The sequence below is a fragment of the Streptococcus sp. ZY19097 genome (assembly GCF_040731245.1).
GTDB lineage: Bacteria > Bacillota > Bacilli > Lactobacillales > Streptococcaceae > Streptococcus > Streptococcus orisratti.
Window position 1 is genome coordinate 695,956 of the sequence record NZ_CP160400.1, and the last position, 17,635, is coordinate 713,590.

Annotated in this window: 15 protein-coding genes, 2 pseudogenes and 1 other annotated feature; of the genes and pseudogenes, 14 read left to right on the forward strand and 3 right to left on the reverse strand. The window is 38.6% G+C overall.

The window, feature by feature from the left end; genetic code table 11:
- Window positions 1-133 precede the first annotated feature (133 nt).
- The 4 genes and pseudogenes from ABZ559_RS03530 to ABZ559_RS03545 all read left to right on the forward strand — a co-directional run bounded on the left by ABZ559_RS03530 (window position 134) and on the right by ABZ559_RS03545 (window position 7,053).
- Complete coding sequence (locus tag ABZ559_RS03530) at window positions 134-2,989, forward strand: GBS Bsp-like repeat-containing protein (RefSeq protein ID WP_367007619.1); 2,856 nt, start codon at window positions 134-136, stop codon at window positions 2,987-2,989.
- Window positions 2,990-3,477: 488 nt separating this feature from the next.
- Window positions 3,478-5,017: pseudogene (locus ABZ559_RS03535) on the forward strand (IS1182 family transposase).
- Window positions 5,018-5,302: 285 nt separating this feature from the next.
- Window positions 5,303-6,523: a peptidase T gene (pepT, locus tag ABZ559_RS03540; protein ID WP_367007256.1), complete on the forward strand. Its 1,221-nt coding sequence runs from the start codon at window positions 5,303-5,305 to the stop codon at window positions 6,521-6,523.
- 38 nt (window positions 6,524-6,561) lie between these two features.
- Entirely contained in the window at window positions 6,562-7,053 is a 492-nt protein-coding gene (locus ABZ559_RS03545) for an EbsA family protein (protein WP_367007257.1), read from the forward strand.
- Here ABZ559_RS03545 and ABZ559_RS03550 read toward each other — a convergent pair.
- Window positions 7,040-7,237 (reverse strand): ferredoxin, encoded by a 198-nt coding sequence (locus ABZ559_RS03550; RefSeq protein WP_018375069.1) that lies wholly within the window; start codon window positions 7,235-7,237, stop codon window positions 7,040-7,042. The two genes, ABZ559_RS03545 and ABZ559_RS03550, sit on opposite strands and share 14 nt — an antisense overlap.
- Before the next feature lie 44 nt (window positions 7,238-7,281).
- Between ABZ559_RS03550 and ABZ559_RS03555 the strand changes: the two genes are divergently transcribed.
- The 5 genes from ABZ559_RS03555 to rplT all read left to right on the forward strand — a co-directional run bounded on the left by ABZ559_RS03555 (window position 7,282) and on the right by rplT (window position 9,798).
- Complete coding sequence (locus ABZ559_RS03555; RefSeq protein ID WP_321056304.1) at window positions 7,282-7,755, forward strand: SAG1386/EF1546 family surface-associated protein; 474 nt, start codon at window positions 7,282-7,284, stop codon at window positions 7,753-7,755.
- A 14-nt stretch (window positions 7,756-7,769) separates the two neighbouring features.
- Window positions 7,770-8,453, forward strand: a complete 684-nt coding sequence (cmk, locus tag ABZ559_RS03560; RefSeq protein WP_018375071.1) for a (d)CMP kinase — start codon at window positions 7,770-7,772, stop codon at window positions 8,451-8,453.
- Window positions 8,454-8,473: 20 nt separating this feature from the next.
- Window positions 8,474-8,601: a sequence feature (ribosomal protein L20 leader region), on the forward strand.
- Between the two features lie 14 nt (window positions 8,602-8,615).
- Complete coding sequence (gene infC / locus ABZ559_RS03565) at window positions 8,616-9,146, forward strand: translation initiation factor IF-3 (protein ID WP_018375072.1); 531 nt, start codon at window positions 8,616-8,618, stop codon at window positions 9,144-9,146.
- 38 nt (window positions 9,147-9,184) lie between these two features.
- Window positions 9,185-9,385 (forward strand): 50S ribosomal protein L35, encoded by a 201-nt coding sequence (gene rpmI / locus ABZ559_RS03570; protein ID WP_018375073.1) that lies wholly within the window; start codon window positions 9,185-9,187, stop codon window positions 9,383-9,385.
- A gap of 53 nt (window positions 9,386-9,438) precedes the next feature.
- Window positions 9,439-9,798: a 50S ribosomal protein L20 gene (rplT, locus tag ABZ559_RS03575; RefSeq protein WP_273414938.1), complete on the forward strand. Its 360-nt coding sequence runs from the start codon at window positions 9,439-9,441 to the stop codon at window positions 9,796-9,798.
- A gap of 103 nt (window positions 9,799-9,901) precedes the next feature.
- On the opposite strand, the pseudogene ABZ559_RS03580 reads toward rplT, so the two are convergent.
- A pseudogene (locus ABZ559_RS03580) lies at window positions 9,902-10,222 on the reverse strand (transposase); the annotation flags it as partial.
- Between the two features lie 101 nt (window positions 10,223-10,323).
- On the reverse strand, window positions 10,324-12,516 hold the full coding sequence (locus ABZ559_RS03585) for an LTA synthase family protein (RefSeq protein ID WP_367007258.1): 2,193 nt from the start codon (window positions 12,514-12,516) through the stop codon (window positions 10,324-10,326).
- Window positions 12,517-12,656: 140 nt separating this feature from the next.
- Between ABZ559_RS03585 and ABZ559_RS03590 the strand changes: the two genes are divergently transcribed.
- Genes ABZ559_RS03590 through aroC form a run of 5 tightly spaced genes read left to right on the forward strand, consistent with a single transcriptional unit; the run spans window position 12,657 to window position 17,600 of the window.
- Window positions 12,657-13,820 (forward strand): class I SAM-dependent rRNA methyltransferase, encoded by a 1,164-nt coding sequence (locus ABZ559_RS03590; RefSeq protein ID WP_367007259.1) that lies wholly within the window; start codon window positions 12,657-12,659, stop codon window positions 13,818-13,820.
- Window positions 13,817-14,494 (forward strand): type I 3-dehydroquinate dehydratase, encoded by a 678-nt coding sequence (gene aroD / locus ABZ559_RS03595; protein ID WP_367007260.1) that lies wholly within the window; start codon window positions 13,817-13,819, stop codon window positions 14,492-14,494. The genes ABZ559_RS03590 and aroD overlap by 4 nt, the downstream gene beginning before the upstream one ends.
- A complete protein-coding gene (locus tag ABZ559_RS03600; protein WP_367007261.1) occupies window positions 14,484-15,356 on the forward strand; it encodes a shikimate dehydrogenase in 873 nt (290 codons plus the stop codon). The genes aroD and ABZ559_RS03600 overlap by 11 nt, the downstream gene beginning before the upstream one ends.
- 9 nt (window positions 15,357-15,365) lie before the next feature.
- A complete protein-coding gene (gene aroB / locus ABZ559_RS03605; RefSeq protein WP_273414934.1) occupies window positions 15,366-16,433 on the forward strand; it encodes a 3-dehydroquinate synthase in 1,068 nt (355 codons plus the stop codon).
- Entirely contained in the window at window positions 16,434-17,600 is a 1,167-nt protein-coding gene (aroC, locus tag ABZ559_RS03610; protein WP_367007262.1) for a chorismate synthase, read from the forward strand.
- The last annotated feature ends 35 nt before the right edge of the window (window positions 17,601-17,635 follow it).

A 17,635-nucleotide genomic window follows, 5' to 3' on the forward strand; every position in this document is an offset into this window, starting at 1 on the left:
CGATATTGAATTATGAACATCTAAGTGTTATAATATTGGTAAATTTTAATTTTAGGAGAATATTTTGGAAAAGAAACTGAGAAAATCATACTTACTAGCTCCTTTAGTTGTGACTGCTTTTTTGAGTTCAGGTATGGTTTTTGCAGACGATGACACGCTTTCAAACGTAGACTCGTCATCAACATTAACAACGACAACGATTGAAGAAACAAGTACATCCTCATTATCAGAGAATGCTTCAGAAATAACAACGAATCCAGAAACGAGCCAATCGTCTTTGCAGGAACAAGCAACAAGCGGAGAACTGAGTCAAGCGTCAACTACTAAAGAGGATGAAAATACTGAAGAATCAACAACGGCAGATGTTTCGACTTTGATTGATACCAAAGTAGATGTAGCGCCTACCCAAACCTCTTCGCAGCAAGTATCATCTGGTTCACCAGTCGGAGAAGAAAATAGTAAAACAACTGTAATGTCTTCTGACGAAGGAGCGAGGCTTCTAAGCAAAGCAGCAGTAACAAAGCAAACAGCACCCAAAGAACCTGTTACTGCAACGCTTGATGATAAAGGAATTAAAATTCAATATAATGCCAAGATTGAAAAGAATGAATCAATCAAGTTTGCAGTTTGGTCAGCCAATAATGGACAAGATGATTTAGTCTGGTATAATGCTGATGCTGCTGGAGCAGCGTATGTGGAATTGTCAAAACATAAAAGTTATGGAGCATATTATATCCATACCTATGCTTTTACCCCAGCGGCTAAGGGACTCAATGCAATGACAATCACTGTACCAGAGCCTCAAGTAACGACAAGTATTTCAAAGGCTAGCGAAGGACATTTTGACATTCTAGTGAAAAATGTGCCTGCAACCATTACTAGTATTTCTGTGCCAGTCTGGTCAGATAAAAATGGACAGGATGATCTTAGATGGTATGGGGCTACCCAAACAGCTAAGGGAACGTTCAAAGTTAGTGTTGCAGTTAAAGACCACCACAATGATCGTGGCCATTTCGCAGCACATATTTATGGTTACAGCACAGTGACTGGAAGCATGATAGGTCTTACAGCTACATCTGGCTTTGACAATGTTGACACTCGACCTAATGCAACCGTCTCAATGGTTGATTATGCTGAAAATAAGACAAACTTTAAAGTCCAAGTAACTGGTACTTCTCAAACTAAGACTATCTCAGCAGTCAATATTGCGGTCTGGTCAGAAAAGAACGGTCAAGATGACCTTAAATGGTATAGCCCATCCGTTAGCAACAACAAGGCAACAGCAACAGTCAATATTGCCGACCTATCTAATACGTCAGATAATTATATTGTTCATGTCTATACGACTTACTCAGATGAGACACGAGTTGGTACAGTTTTAGGAACTTATAAAATCACAAAACCAGTTGAGAAAAATGATGTTAAGGCAGAGTTGACTAAAGATGGGATTGCTCTAAAACTAACTTCTAATACGGTTTCTGATTATAGTAAAGTTAAATTTGCGGTCTGGTCATCGGTTAACGGTCAAGACGACCTCAGATGGTACAGTGCTAATAATGATGGTACAGCACTTGCAGCGTATGAAAATCATAATGGCTACGGTATTTACAATATTCACACCTATTCTTTTGAAAATAACCAAACGAGAGGCTTGAATGCCACAGCAATTACCATTGAAAAACCATCGGTTAAAACAACCTTTAAGCAAGTAAATAGCAGTAGTTTTAGCGTTACTATTTCTGAAATTCCTCAGTACATTACCTCGATTATTCTGCCAGTTTGGTCAGAAAAGAATGGTCAAGACGATTTGAAGTGGACTGAAGCTAAAAAGCAAACTGATGGTAGTTATGTAGCTCTTATTGATAATAAAGACCATAAGTCGGAATTCGGGAAATATGATGTTCATGTCTATGGTAATAGCAAACTTGATAGAGGGCTAGTTGGACTTACGGCTACACCAGGATTTACACTTAATAAACCAGAAGTTGCTAAATCTGTGAAGCCTTCTGAAATGAACTCAGGCACTACAAAGTCAGTTGCTTCCAAAGAAGAAACTGTAGAAAAAACAAAGGTTGCTGTCGAGAACTACGATAGTGAGGATGGATATGTTGATATTGTTGTCACTCAAGGAACAAAAACTCCTGAGATCAGATCTATCCGCGTAGCAGCTTGGTCAGAAGATAACCAAGCGAATCTATATTGGTATGTGAGGGATAATGTTGTTAACGGAAGAGCTACTGTCGAAGTTAGCCCACGTCATCATCAATACAAGAGTGGTGATTATACTATTCATGCTTATGTTGATTATGAGGACAACACTGTCGAAGGATTCAACTTGGGGAAATATAATTTGAAAGCTGAAGCACCATCTTATTTTGTTGACATCAGTAGTCATAATGGTAATATTTCAGTTGATGACTTCTTATCACTAAAACGTCAAGGGATCCAAGGTGTTGTCGTTAAGCTAACAGAAGGGAATTCTTATCAAAACCCTTATGCAAGACAACAAGTTATTAATGCTCAGGCAGCAGGGATAAAGGTTTCAGTTTATCATTATTCACACTTTGTATCGGATGAAGAAGCACGTGCAGAAGCGCAATATTTTGTTAATATGGCAAAAACTCTCAATCTTCCAACAACGACGCTTATGGTCAATGATATGGAAGAAAGCAAGATGCTAGGAAACGTTAACACTACAGTTCAAACATGGGAAAATGAGATGAAGCGTCTAGGTTATAGTAATCTGGTTCATTATACAATGGCAAATTGGCTTGATTTCAGAGGTGGTAAGGTTGATACTAGTAAATTTGGACTAGATAATTTCTGGATTGCTCATTATCCTAAAGGTTATACCTATATGACACAAGAAGAAGCAAGAACTGCGTCTTACTATGAACACTCGGCTGCTTGGCAATACACCAGTGTATCTCCTAAATTGTCGCATAGTCTAGATGAAAATATTGATTACAGTGGAAGATTTACCCTATAGATGACTCCATAATAAGAAGGGTGGAGGCTTGTAATGGCATGTTATGCCCCCACAGGTTCTGCTTTCCACACTGATAAATCCAATGTATTTGTGACATATCTTATGGTTTGTTTTTAATCGTTAGCTCATTTTGCTGCACTTAAGTATAGCTTGCAACTCATAACCTAAAAGATTCTATTTCGAATTGAATGAACTGTTTATACTCAATGAAAATCAAAAGTAGCCTAGGAAACGAAGCCGACGATAGAACTTGAGTTCATCAAGGCAAGTTGACAACGGATAATTTTGATTTTCGAAGAGTATTAGCATGTTGTTGCTGTGCACTTCGTAAAGTGCAGTGAGGGGTGTACGAAGAACGAGAGAATCCTATTGGTTCTCTCGTCAGAATGAAGACAAAGTCGTTAGAATTGTATTTCTAACGGCTTTTTCATGCGTAAAGTAATATAATAGAGATAAGAATCCAGTTAATAAGCAGAGGGAGAATCGCTATGTTACACAAAGAAAACCCAGACTACAATCGCGGTCAATTTGGTTTCTACAGTTTAGATGACCTTGTTCCTCAAGATCACCTCCTTCGTCAAATAGAGGAAGCTATTGACTTCTCCTTTATCTATGACTTAGTCGCAGATAGCTATAGCGATGATACAGGGCGTCCTAGTCTTGACCCTATTCTGCTCATTAAAATTCCAATCCTACAGTGTCTCTTCGGTATTCGTTCTATGCGCCAAACCATTAAGGAAATTGAAGTGAACACTGCCTACCGTTGGTTTCTTGGTCTTCGACTGGATGATAAGGTGCCTCATTTCACTACCTACGGAAAGAACTATGTCCGTCGTTTCCAAGATAGACAGGTTATTGAAGGCATTTTCACCCATATCTTAGGTCTCTGTGTCAATGCAGGCTTCATAGATCCAACAGAAATTTTCATTGATGGTACTCATATCAAGGCTGCAGCGAATAACCGTAAATTCATCAATCGTGAAATTGAAAAGCAAGGCAAGTTTATGAGTGATCAGCTAGAGATTGAAATCAATAGGGATAGAGAAAAGCACGCAAAAAAGCCGCTAGGGCTCGCAAAAGAGCCGGAGCCCGTCGCTAAGAAAATTTCTACAACCGACCCAGAAAGTGGTTAGTTTCATAAAGGGGACCAGTGAAAAGGTTCGGGGAACCTTTTCAGCCTGAGCCTAGAAATAAGAAAGCGAAGGAAGTATTCGCTTATACAGCTCAGGTGGCTTGTGACAAGCATGGTTGGGCTCTGGCTTATAGCGTTGAGGCTGGCAATGTCCATGACAGTCAGGCCTTTCCTGCACTCTTCGCTAAACTCCAACCCTTTCAGCCTAGCTTTCTCATTGCCGATTCTGGCTATAAGACCCCAAGTATCGCTCGCTTCCTCCTAGAACAAGAGATTACTCCAGTCTTTCCGTATACACGACCGAGAGGAAAGAAGGGAAAACTGCGGTCTAAGGACTTTGTTTATGATGAATACTATGACTGTTATATCTGTCCTGAGAATCAGGTCTTAACCTATCGCACTACAACCAGAGAAGGTTATCGGGAATATAAGAGTGATCCAGCTATCTGTGCTACATGTCCACTCTTATCCATTTGTACAGAAAGCAAGAACAAGCAGAAAGTGGTAACGCGACACATTTGGAAAGAGGCTTTAGAAACCTGTGAAGAGATTCGACATCGAAAGGGCATGAAGGAGCTCTACCAGAAGCGCAAAGAAACCATTGAACGCCTCTTTGGGACAGCCAAAGAGTACCACAATCTCCGTTATACAAGAGAGAAAGGCAAGTCCAAAATGGAAGATAAAGTTGGACTGACTTTGGCGTGTTTAAATCTCAAGAAATTGGTAAAAATGAGGGCGGGGAAGCCTTTTTATATTGTACAAATAGCCACTATTCTGGCAAAAAGACGGACTGTCAGACTAATAAACAGAAAAAGACAAACATCTGTCGAGAGGTTTGTCTTCATTCTGACGAGAGAATCCTATTGGTTCTCTCGTTTTTTAGTGAAATTCATTAAATTAAGACAGCAATATCTCATCCTAATTTTCAAAGTGCAAAATAGTATCAGTGATTTCTGAATATTGTCGTAATTTTTATCTATTTTCTGTTGTCATGAAGCTAGAAATTTCCTTGAAAGAACTAAAACAACAAGTCGTGACTGAAAACTTTCAAAAATTTAAACTTAAGGTGATGACATTACACTTAGAAGTTAGTTTTTATGCTATAATATTACTGATTAAAGAGATGGAAGGAAGAGGGCTTTTCTGCTGAATTTTCAAAAGCCCAAGGTTATTAAGTATTTATGTCATATGATAGTTTATTAGAGCGCTTTCTGACTTATGTCAAAATCAATACACGTAGTAATCCAGAGAGTAACACAACGCCAACTACTCAAAGTCAAGTTGATTTTGCACTCAATATATTGAAACCAGAAATGGAAAAAATAGGTCTTAAAGATGTGCATTATCTGGTCGATAATGGCTATCTTATTGGAACTTTGCCAGCAAATGACACTAGTCACACACGAAAAATAGGTTTCATTTCGCATATGGATACCGCAGATTTTAATGCTGAAGGTATTAATCCGCAAATTATCGAAAACTATGCTGGTGGGGAAATTAAACTCGGTCAGTCAGGCTTTTCTCTTTTGCCAGAAGAATTTCCAAATCTTAACCACTATCATGGACAAACGCTAATTACTACAGATGGGACTACCTTGCTAGGATCAGATGACAAGTCGGGTATTGCAGAGATTATGACAGCTATGGAGTACTTGGCATCCCATCCAGAAATCAAGCACGGAGAGATTCGTGTCGGTTTTGGACCTGATGAAGAAATTGGTATTGGTGCAGATAAATTTGATGTTGCTGATTTTGATGTTGATTTTGCCTATACTGTTGACGGTGGTCCGCTTGGAGAACTTCAATATGAAACGTTTAGTGCTGCGGCCTTAGATGTTGATTTTATTGGACGTAATGTTCACCCCGGTACCGCTAAAAATCAAATGGTTAATGCACTGCAGTTAGCTGTGGATTTTCACAATCAACTGCCTGAAGCTGACCGTCCTGAGAAGACCGATGGTTATCAAGGCTTTTATCATCTACATGGTATGAGTGGTAGTGTTGAAAAAGCTTCAAGTTCTTATATTATCCGTGATTTTGAAGACAGTTCATTTGAAAATCGCAAAGCTTTTGTCAAAAAAATTGCTGACAGAATGAATGAAGACTTGGGCAGTCAGCGTGTTGTTATCAGCCTCAAAGATCAATATTACAACATGAAAAAGGTTATTGAAAAAGACATGACACCAATCACATTAGCTAAACAAGTTATGGAAGATCTGGATATCAAGCCTGTTATCGAGCCTATCCGTGGTGGTACAGATGGTTCAAAAATTTCGTTCATGGGAATTCCGACACCTAACCTTTTTGCGGGCGGTGAAAATATGCATGGCCGTTTCGAATTTGTTAGTCTTCAGACCATGGAAAAGGCTGTTGATGTCATTATTGGTATCGTAAAATCTTAAAAAATATGCTAAAATAGAGCTAACAGGAGGTATCTTACATGATAAAATTATTTGGGAAAATGAGATATCACTGGCAACCAGAATTATCATGGTCAATTATTTATTGGTCGATTACATTTGCACCAATTTTCGTTGCTTTATCACTTTTATTTGAACGAACTAAAATACCGAGTCAAGTTTTCATTTTGTTTGGTGTGTTTATTGTTTTATTTGGTTCAGGCTTTCATCGCTACTTTGTTATTGATGAAGATGGTAAACTTCGTATTGTTTCTTTAAACTTTTTTAGAAAGTCAAAATTAGCAATTGCTCAGATTCAAAAGGTAGAAGTAACTAAATATAACATCACTTTAATTATCAAAAATCAACCTAAACGTATTTTTTACATGCGTAAATGGCCGAAAAAGTATTTCCTGGATGCTCTGGCTGTTCATCCTCAATTTAGAGGTTCTGTCGAACTAGTTGATAACTTAACAGGCTTAGACTATTTTGAATTTTATAAGGATGACAAAAAAGCTCCTATAAAATTGTAAGAGCTTTTGTTGGGCAATTTTTTACAGCTGAGATAATCTTAGCATCGCATTCAGGAATGTCTTTGGTCAAGCTATCATCAGTTGTAAATTTGACAATACCATCATCGTGATAGTCAAATAGATCAGAGTAGGTTTGGCAAAGACCACAAGCAATGCATTTTTCTGGAAATAGTGAGATTTTCATAGTAATATTGTAATATGAATAGGTTTATTTAACAAGGGGGTATCATGGCAAAAAAACCATGGGAAGCAAAAATTGTTGAGACAAATGATCAGAGATTAGAGCGAAATTCCAAGAGAACAATCTTGAGTACGCCGCTTTTGACAGCGTTACTAGCTGCTTTCTTTCTTGTCGTTCTAGTAGTTCTCTTTATTGTTTTTTACACGTCGAATGGAGGTAGTAATAAAACAGAGGAGACCTCTGGATTTTATGGTGCCCAAAGCACGAGTGTATCTAGTTCTTCGGTAGAGTCATCTGCTGCTGAGAACACATCATCATCCAGTGAAACAACACAGTCAACTGAAGCATCAACAGATTCAACTGATGATGGAGCAACCATTACAGTCTTGTCAGGAGAAGGAGCAGCCTCTATTGCAGCGCGCGCGGGGATTACTGTTGAACAACTTCAATCACTCAATCCAGATCACATGACCTTGGGGTACTGGTATGCAAATCCTGGCGATGTCGTTAAAATTAAATAGAAATCAGAGGAATTATGAAATCAATTAGAATTGCAATTGATGGGCCAGCTTCTAGTGGAAAAAGTACGGTAGCCAAGATTATCGCTAAAAATCTTGGCTATACTTATTTGGACACTGGGGCCATGTACCGCTCAGCAACTTATCTCGCTTTACAAAAACATTTAACGGAAGCTGACGTTCAGGATATTTTAAAAGAACTAGCTCAAAATCCTATTTCATTCGGTCGGTCAGAAGATGGAACACAAACTGTCTTTGTGGGGAATCAGGATGTGACCTTGGCCATTCGTCAGAATGATGTGACCAACAATGTGTCATGGGTATCAGCACTTCCTGAAATTCGTCAAGAGTTAGTAAATCAACAGCGAAGAATTGCAGAAGGTGGAGCTATTATCATGGATGGCCGTGATATTGGAACCGTTGTGTTACCAGATGCTGAGCTTAAAATTTTCTTGATTGCCTCAGTTGAGGAAAGGGCAGAGCGCCGCTTTAAGGAAAACCAAGAAAAAGGTATTGAGACTGACCTTGAAATCTTGAAAGAAGAAATAGCAGCACGCGATTATAAGGATAGTCATCGTAAAGTTTCTCCTCTGAAGGCTGCTGCTGATGCCATTATCTTTGACACTACAGGGGTTGATATTGATGGTGTTGTCAAATTTATTCAAGAAAAAGCAGAAAAAATCATTGACATGGGGAACTAGCCGTGTTATACTAGGAACAATGAGAAAAGCAGAAGTGAGAACTTCTCGCCTTGCGACTAAGGTTGTCTGGCCCAACATGTCAAAATTCCTCGGGGATATTATGTATGTGTGCGGGCTTGATTTATCAGGTCCGCTTTCGTTTTTCTCTAAAAAAATGAAGAGGTGAAGATCATAGCTAAAAAAGATCTATTCATTAACGACGAGATTCGTGTTCGCGAAGTTCGTTTAATTGGTCTTGAAGGTGAACAATTAGGCATTAAGCCACTTTCAGAGGCTCAAGCTCTTGCAGATAAGGCAAATGTCGACTTGGTTTTAATTCAACCGCAAGCTACACCGCCTGTTGCAAAAATTATGGACTACGGAAAGTTCAAATTTGAGTATCAAAAGAAACAAAAGGAGCAACGTAAAAAGCAAAGCGTTGTTACTGTCAAAGAAGTTCGTCTGAGTCCAGTTATTGATAAAGGTGACTTTGAGACAAAGCTTCGAAACGGCCGCAAATTCCTTGAAAAAGGAAATAAAGTCAAGGTTTCTATTCGTTTCAAGGGACGTATGATTACTCACAAAGAAATTGGAGCAAAGGTTCTTGCTGAGTTTGCAGAAGCAACGCAAGATATTGCGATTATTGAGCAAAGAGCTAAGATGGATGGTCGCCAAATGTTTATGCAACTTGCACCAATTCCTGACAAAAAATAATTGTCGCGTTAATTATATTTTAAGAGGAGAATTCTAAAATGCCAAAACAAAAAACACACCGCGCATCAGCTAAACGTTTCAAACGTACAGGTTCAGGTGGATTGAAACGCTTCCGTGCTTTTACATCACACCGTTTCCACGGGAAAACTAAAAAACAACGTCGTCATCTTCGTAAAGCCGCTATGGTGCATTCTGGAGATTTCAAACGTATTAAAGCAATGCTTACACAAATGCGTTAATTGCCTAGTGTAAAACAGACTAAGAATTTAGAGAATATTTGGAGGAAATATAAATGGCTCGTGTTAAAGGTGGCGTTGTTTCACGCAAACGTCGTAAACGTGTACTTAAATTAGCTAAAGGTTACTATGGTGCTAAACATATCTTGTTCCGTACAGCAAAAGAACAAGTAATGAATTCTTACTACTATGCATACCGTGATCGTCGTCAGAAAAAACGTGACTTCCGCAAACTTTGGATTACTCGTATTAATGCGGCAGCTCGTATCAACGGACTTTCTTACTCACAATTGATGCATGGTTTGAAATTAGCTGAAATCGAAGTTAACCGTAAAATGCTTGCTGACTTAGCGGTTAATGATGCGGCAGCTTTCGCAGCTCTTGCAGATGCAGCTAAAGCTAAACTTGGTAAATAATTAAAAAAGAGACTATAATAAAAGATATCTTAGTCTCAGACTGAAGACAAACTTACTTTCGTAGGTTTGTCTTTTTTGTCAACTGTAGTGGATAGATAAAAAACTAACACCTAGAGAGGACGAAAATCGTTCTCGCTTTCTTTAAGTTCAAAGTAATCAAAATTCGCTTTTAAAAGTTTTCAAAGTTCCTGAAACCAAAGGCATTTCGATTAATGACTTTGATGAGATTGTTGGTAGCTTCTAATTTGGCGTTAGAATAAGGCAATTCTAAGGCGTTGAAAACCTTGTCCTTATTTTTTAGAAATGTTTCAAATACTGTTATGAAGATATGGTTAACAGTAGCTATTTCTTGTTCAATTAAGTCAAAGAAATGGTATGAGTTCTTTTCTTGGAAATGGAATAAGAGAAGTTGATAGAGTTCATATTAAGAAAAAGGAATAAGCGTATGATATTTGGCGAAGAATATAAGTAGATAAACAAAATAAAAAGCAGCTAGAGATTAGATACTCTAGTTGCTTTTTATGATTAGTTGTTATTACCGCTTTCCGAAGAGCTGGATGTTGTTGAATTTTCTGTTGTTTCATGAAGCTTGGCATAGCTTGGAGCTTCAAATAGGTCGCTTGTCGTTTTATTACCATTGAGACTGTATAGGCTCGTTGAATTCTGACCTTTTTCCTTCTCAATCGCCTTTAGAGTCTTCAAAGAGTTGCTATAGGAAATGGTTGATGTATCAACAACATGCAGTCCATTATCGGTATCAAAACGGAGAAGATCTCCAGTCTGGATTTGATCGCTAACAGATAGTTGTTTAGCAACAGCTGTACGAATTTCCTTAGTTGCAGCTGCTGTGGTTTCATCTGGATTGGTGATTTCCTGACCAGTTTGGGTATAGTAGAGATGTCCTCCATAACTAGTATATTCTGGAGTAACATAGGTCCCGGAAGTTCTAAAAGCCACTGTCTGAGTGTTCTCAGGTGAGAGCAAATCTTGGCCCAATTGAACATATTTGCTGGTGTCAACGCCTAAGATATGGAGTAGGGTTGGTAGCGCATCAACTTCTCCACCAAACGTATCGTGTATGCCACCTCCGGTATAGCCAGGAATATGAATCATATAAGGAACGCGTTGTAACATGGCATTGTCATATTCAGTCCAAGTTTCGGAGTCTTTACCGAGTAATTTGGCTAAGCTGGTATTTCGTGAATTTGAAATGCCGTAATGATCTCCATAAAGCACAATGATAGAGTTATCATAGAGTCCAGATGCTTTCAAGTAGTCAAAGAATGATTTCAATGAAGCATCAAGGTAATTGGCAGTCGCAAAGTAACCATTAATGGTCTCATCATCAGTCTTTGCTAATGGGAAACCTTCTTCGTCTGCCTCACCTTTTAAACTTGTATAAGGGTAGTGATTACTAACCGTAATAAACTTAGTGTAAAAAGGCTGCTGCATATGTTCTAAATATTTGATAGAATCAGCAAACATATGTTTATCATTCAGACCGTATTGGAAGGAGTTGCTACTTGTTTGTTCTGAAAAATAGCTTGAATCAAAGAAGTAGTTATAGCCCCATTGTTTGTAGGTGTTATTTCGATTCCAGAAAGAGCCCACATTTCCGTGAAAAACAGCGCTGGTATAACCAGCAGTTTGTCCTAAAATGGTAGGTGTCGCAAATTGTGTATTCTCACCACCATAGTTAACCATGAATGAACCGCTATTAAGACCAAAAAGTGAATTTTCCATAAGGGTTTCGGCATCAGAGGTTTTACCAGCCTTGACCTGATGGAAGAAATTCGAAAAAGCGAGAGTAGAATTTGAATGGTAAAGCGAATTGATGAACGGTGTTACTTCATATTTTTTACCATCGACCTCTAACTGATAATCAATCAGAAATTGCTGGAAACTTTCCAAATGAATAACAATAACGTTCTTACCTTTGGCAATGCCGTAATAGTTAGTGTTTGGAGCGGCATAGTGGTCAGTCACGTAAGATTTAACGTCTGTTAGTTCATCAGCTGTTGCTTGATTTCGTTCTTTTTGAGCTTGATAGGTTTGGTTACCGCTATAAACTGTAAATGCTGGAAGTCCTAGTGCTCTAACCACATAGGTATTTGAAAAGCCACGTGTCAAGAGTTCAGGGCGATCAACTTCTGCCAAAAATAAATTAATAGAAAATAGTAAAGCAGATAGAGCAGTTATAGCAAAACTTGCTCGCTTATTAAATGGTTTTTTATCCATTTTGATAAGTCTTGGTTTTCGTGATTTTTTGATCTTCTTACTTATGAGATATATAAATAAAATAAGGTAATCAAGAATAAACAAAATATCCCAGGCACGTAGTAGGTTTAAGGCAGAATCGCCAAGTCCAGCTGATACCTTAGTACTGGCTAGCATGGCACTAACGGTGATGAAATCAGAAAATTCACGATAGTAAATGGCATTAGAAATGAGTAGCAGGTTGATAAGCGTATAAATAAGCCAAGTAACAATATAAAACGGTCGTGTTTTCTTGATGTATAAACCAAGTCCTAATAAAAGCAATCCAACTGGGATAGGATTAATAATGGATAGAAAAACTTGGTACGGATTTCCTAAATCAAGGCTAAAGTCTGCATGATAAGCCCACATAGTTTTTAGCCAATAGATTAGTAGGAGTGTTATAATGAAACCTAAACGCGTATTAAACGCATGCAAAGCGTATTCTTTTAATTTTTTCACTATAGAATTTCCTTACTGTATATTTCCTAAAAGACAAAATCTCAATCTAAATTATATCATAAAATTGAATTTGTAAGAGATATAAAAGCACTTTCAAGGAAATTTGGCAAATTCTAAATATTTTTGCTATAATAGAGACTATGAATAAACTATATGTTTCCACCTTAGCTGAAAAGAAAATTCGACGGGGTGTTCAACTTTTGGACAGTAAAGATTTTCAAAATCTAGGGGAAATAAACCAGCTGGTTGCTCTCTATGGACAATCAGGAAATTTTCTAGGAACAGCGTACCTTTCTGTTCAAAATAAAGGAATTGGTTGGCTCTTATCAAAAGATAAGATACAACTAACGAAATCTTATTTTGTTAGCTTATTTGAAGAAGCTAGGAAAAAACGTTCGACTTATGAATCCTCTGATTTGACGACTGCTTATCGTCTTTTTAATCAAGATGGAGATAATTTTGGAGGCTTAACCATTGATTTATATAATGATTTTGCCCTCATTTCTTGGTATAATTCGTTTGTTTATGACTTACGATTGCTGATTGTAGACGCTTTTCAGGAAGTTTTTCCAAATGTAAAAGGTGCTTACGAAAAAATTCGTTTCAAGGGTGTGGGTTATGAAAGTTCGCATCTCTTTGGTCATGAAGCGCCAACTACCTTTACGGTTCTAGAAAATGGCGTAAAGTACTCGGTCTTTATGAATGATGGATTGATGACAGGTATTTTCCTAGATCAGCACGAGGTTCGTGATTCTTTGGTCAATGGGCTAGCGCTTGGTAAAACTGTTTTGAATATGTTTTCATATACAGCAGCCTTTTCGGTTGCAGCAGCTATGGGCGGAGCCGCAGAAACGACTTCGGTAGATTTAGCGAAAAGATCTCGTGAATTATCGCAAGCACATTTTGATGCGAATGCGTTACCAACAGACAATCACCATTTTATTGTCATGGATGTCTTTGAGTACTTTAAGTATGCGAAACGAAAAGGACTTTATTTTGATGTAATCATTATTGATCCTCCAAGTTTTGCTCGAAATAAAAAGCAGACTTTTTCAGTAATTAAGGACTACCATAAACTCATTTCTCAAGCTGTAGATATTCTCAGTTCCAAAGGTATCATTATTGCTTCAACCAACGCTTCCAATGTGTCAATTGGACAGTTTAAAGCACAGCTGGAAAAAGGTTTTGGAAATACAAAGCACAGTTATCTTGATCTAAAACAATTACCTAGTGATTTTGCGGTTAACACAGCAGATGAAAACAGTAATTATTTGAAAGTATATACAATAAAGGTAAAAAAATGAAGATAGTAGTACCTATTATGCCTCGTAGTTTAGAGGAGGCTCAGGCCATCGAACTTTCAAAGTTTGATGATGTTGATATTATTGAATGGCGTGCGGATTTTTTATCAAAAGAAGCTATCATGGCAGTTGCACCTGCTATTTTTGAAAAATTTGCCGGGCGGGAGGTTCTGGTTACCATTCGCACAGACAAAGAAGGTGGCAATATTCAGTTAACAGATGATGAATATATTCAATTGCTCAAGGATATCAATGCAATTTTTAATCCTGATTATATTGATTTTGAATATTTTTCTCACATGGATGCTTTCCAGCAAATGCTTGATTTTTCAAATTTAGTGCTTTCTTACCATAATTTTGATGAAACACCTGAAAATCTGATGGAGGCTTTTTCTGAATTGACGGCATTAGCACCACGTGTGGTCAAGATTGCTGTTATGCCAGAAAGTGAACAAGATGTCCTTGATTTGATGAATTACACCCGAGGGTTCAAGACATTAAATCCAGAACAGGAATATGCAACCATGTCAATGGGAAAATTAGGTCGGATTTCACGTTTGTCAGGTGATGTTTTTGGTTCAAGTTGGTCTTTTGCCAGTCTTGAACACGTAAGTGCTCCAGGACAGATTGCACTGGCTGATATGAAGAAAATTCGGGAGGTACTCAATGCAGATTGATGGTCACACAAGACTTGCAGCGGTAGTTGCAAGGCCAATAAAACATTCCATTTCTCCTTTCATTCATAATGCAGCCTTTGACTTGCTGGGAATTAATGGGGTTTATGTTGCCTGGGATATTCCAGAAGAGGATTTAGAGGAGACAGTCAAAAACGTCCGTCGCTATGATATGTGGGGAATCAACATTTCAATGCCTTACAAACAAGCGGTAATTCCTTATATGGATGAGCTGACAGATTCTGCGCAGTTAATTGGTGCTGTCAATACAGTCATCAATCGTGATGGCAAATTGATAGGTCATAATACAGATGGTATTGGTTTTTTCAGAAGTTTAAAAACGTTTGAGAACTTTGATGTCAAAGATAAGGTCATGACGATTTTGGGAGGTGGCGGAGCCGCAACGGCACTAATTGCCCAAGCAGCACTTAATGGTGCCCAAAAAATCAATATTTTCAACCAGACTGTTTTTTTGGAGACTACTAAGACAAAAGCTAAGGAGCTGTCGGACAGAACAGGTGTACCAATTGCTGTTTATCCAGTTGAGGATTTATCTATCATTCAGGATAAAGTTATGGAATCTCAACTTTTTGTTAACGCTACAAGTGTAGGGATGGATGGACAATCAATGATTATTTCACCAACTATGTCTTTCCCAGAAGGATTACAAGTAGCCGACGTGATTTACCAACCTTTTGAAACACCATTTTTGAAGTTGGTTCGTTCTAAAGGACTACCTGCCATTAATGGGCTTGGTATGCTACTGTTTCAAGCAGCAGAAGCCTTTGAAGTTTGGACGGGCAAGCCAATGCCAACCGAAAAAATTTGGACAGAATTGGTGAAAAAATACGATGTAAAAGAGTAGAGGGCTATTATGAAACTTAATGTAAATCTTCCAGACCATCCTTATGACATCATTATTGAAAGAGCCTCTCTTGCAAATGCTGGAGACTGGCTGAAGTCACTTTGGCAACCTCAGAAAGTTGTCATCATCACAGATAATCATGTTGGTGGTTTATATGCTGAAAAGGTGAAACTTAGTCTTCAAGGAGCAGGTTTTGATGTGCTCGTTTTTGATTTTCTTGAGGGAGAAGCTAGTAAAAATTTGACGACTGTCAATAAAGCTTATGAATTCCTCGTAAAAAATGGAATGACCCGCAGTGACGGCATTGTTGCACTGGGCGGAGGTGTTGTTGGTGATTTAGCAGGATTTGTAGCATCAACCTATATGAGAGGTATTCATTTTGTTCAAATTCCGACTAGTCTGACTGCGCAAGTGGATTCTTCCATTGGTGGAAAAACAGGTGTCAATACTCCTTTTGCTAAAAATATGGTTGGGACTTTTACTCAACCTGATGGAGTACTTATTGATCCCGACACCCTTGCTACGCTTGGAAAACGTGAATTAATTGAAGGTATGGGTGAAGTGGTTAAGTATGGTGCTATTGATGATCTTGACCTGTGGCAAGAATTATCAGAAATGTCTGGAAATATTGATAGTATTTTAGATAATGCAGAGGACATCATTTTCCGTTCTTGCAATGTCAAACGTAAAGTAGTAGTTGAGGATGAATTGGACAATGGTGTCCGCTTGTATTTGAATTTTGGGCATACCATAGGGCATGCTATTGAAGCAACAGCGGGTTATGGGAAAGTCATGCATGGGGAAGCAGTAGCCATTGGAATGGTTCAAATATCCCGAGTCGCTGAGAAAAAAGGATTGATGCCTAAAGGAATTACTGAGCAGATTGAGAACATGTGTGCAAAGTTTGGTTTACCAACTTTCTACGAACCGTGGAAGGTTGAGGAATTATACACAGCTTTGACACATGATAAAAAGGCGCGTGGAAATACAATAAAGACGGTAATCGTCCCTGAACTGGGAAGCGCAGCCATTAACCAAATCCCTCTCGAAGAAATGAAAGACTATTTGGAGAAGTAAATGAGATATTTAACCGCAGGTGAGTCACATGGGCCACGTCTAACTGCAATTATTGAAGGTGTGCCAGCAGGTTTACCTCTAACTGCCGAAGATATAAATGAAGATTTGAAACGTCGTCAAGGCGGCTATGGTCGCGGTGGTCGTATGAAAATTGAGTCGGACAAGGTAGTGTTCACCTCAGGTGTCCGTCATGGAAAAACAACGGGTGCACCAATTACTATGGATGTCATCAATAAAGACCATCAAAAATGGTTAGACATTATGTCGGCTGAAGATATTGATGATCGATTAAAAACGAAACGAAAGATTACGCATCCGCGTCCAGGACATGCAGATTTGGTTGGTGGGATGAAGTATCGTTTTGATGATTTGCGTAATTCATTGGAGAGATCTTCAGCTCGCGAAACAACTATGCGTGTAGCTGTTGGTGCTGTTGCCAAACGTATTTTGTCAGAATTAGATATTGAAATCGCTAATCATGTGGTGGTTTTTGGTGGCAAAGAGATTGATGTTCCAGATGGTTTGACAGTTTCTCAGATTAAAGAGCTATCCCGCCAATCTGAAGTTTCCATTGTTAATCGGGAACGTGAGCAAGAAATTAAGGACTATATTGATCAAATCAAGAAGGAAGGTGATACCATTGGAGGTATCGTCGAAACTGTGGTAGGTGGTGTTCCTGTTGGTCTAGGCTCGTACGTTCAGTGGGATAAAAAACTGGATGCTAAGATTGCTGGTGCGGTCGTCTCCATCAATGCCTTCAAGGGAGTTGAATTTGGGCTTGGTTTTAAAGATGGCTATTTGCGCGGTTCACAAGTTATGGATGAAATCCTTTGGAATGAAGAAGAAGGTTACACCCGTCGAACAAACAATTTGGGTGGTTTTGAAGGCGGGATGACTAATGGTCAGCCTATCGTAGTTCGTGGAGTGATGAAGCCTATTCCAACTCTATACAAACCACTCATGTCGGTAGATATCGAGACACACGAGCCTTATAAGGCAACCGTTGAACGTTCAGATCCAACCGCTTTGCCTGCAGCAGGAGTGGTTATGGAAGCTGTTGTTGCTACCGTGGTTGCCAATGAAATTCTCGAGAAATTTTCATCAGATAATATGGAAGAACTTAAGGAAGCTCTTGTTCGTCATCGTGATTACGTCAAGAATTTTTAAAATTATCAGCTGTTTTGAAATGTCTGCACAGAGAG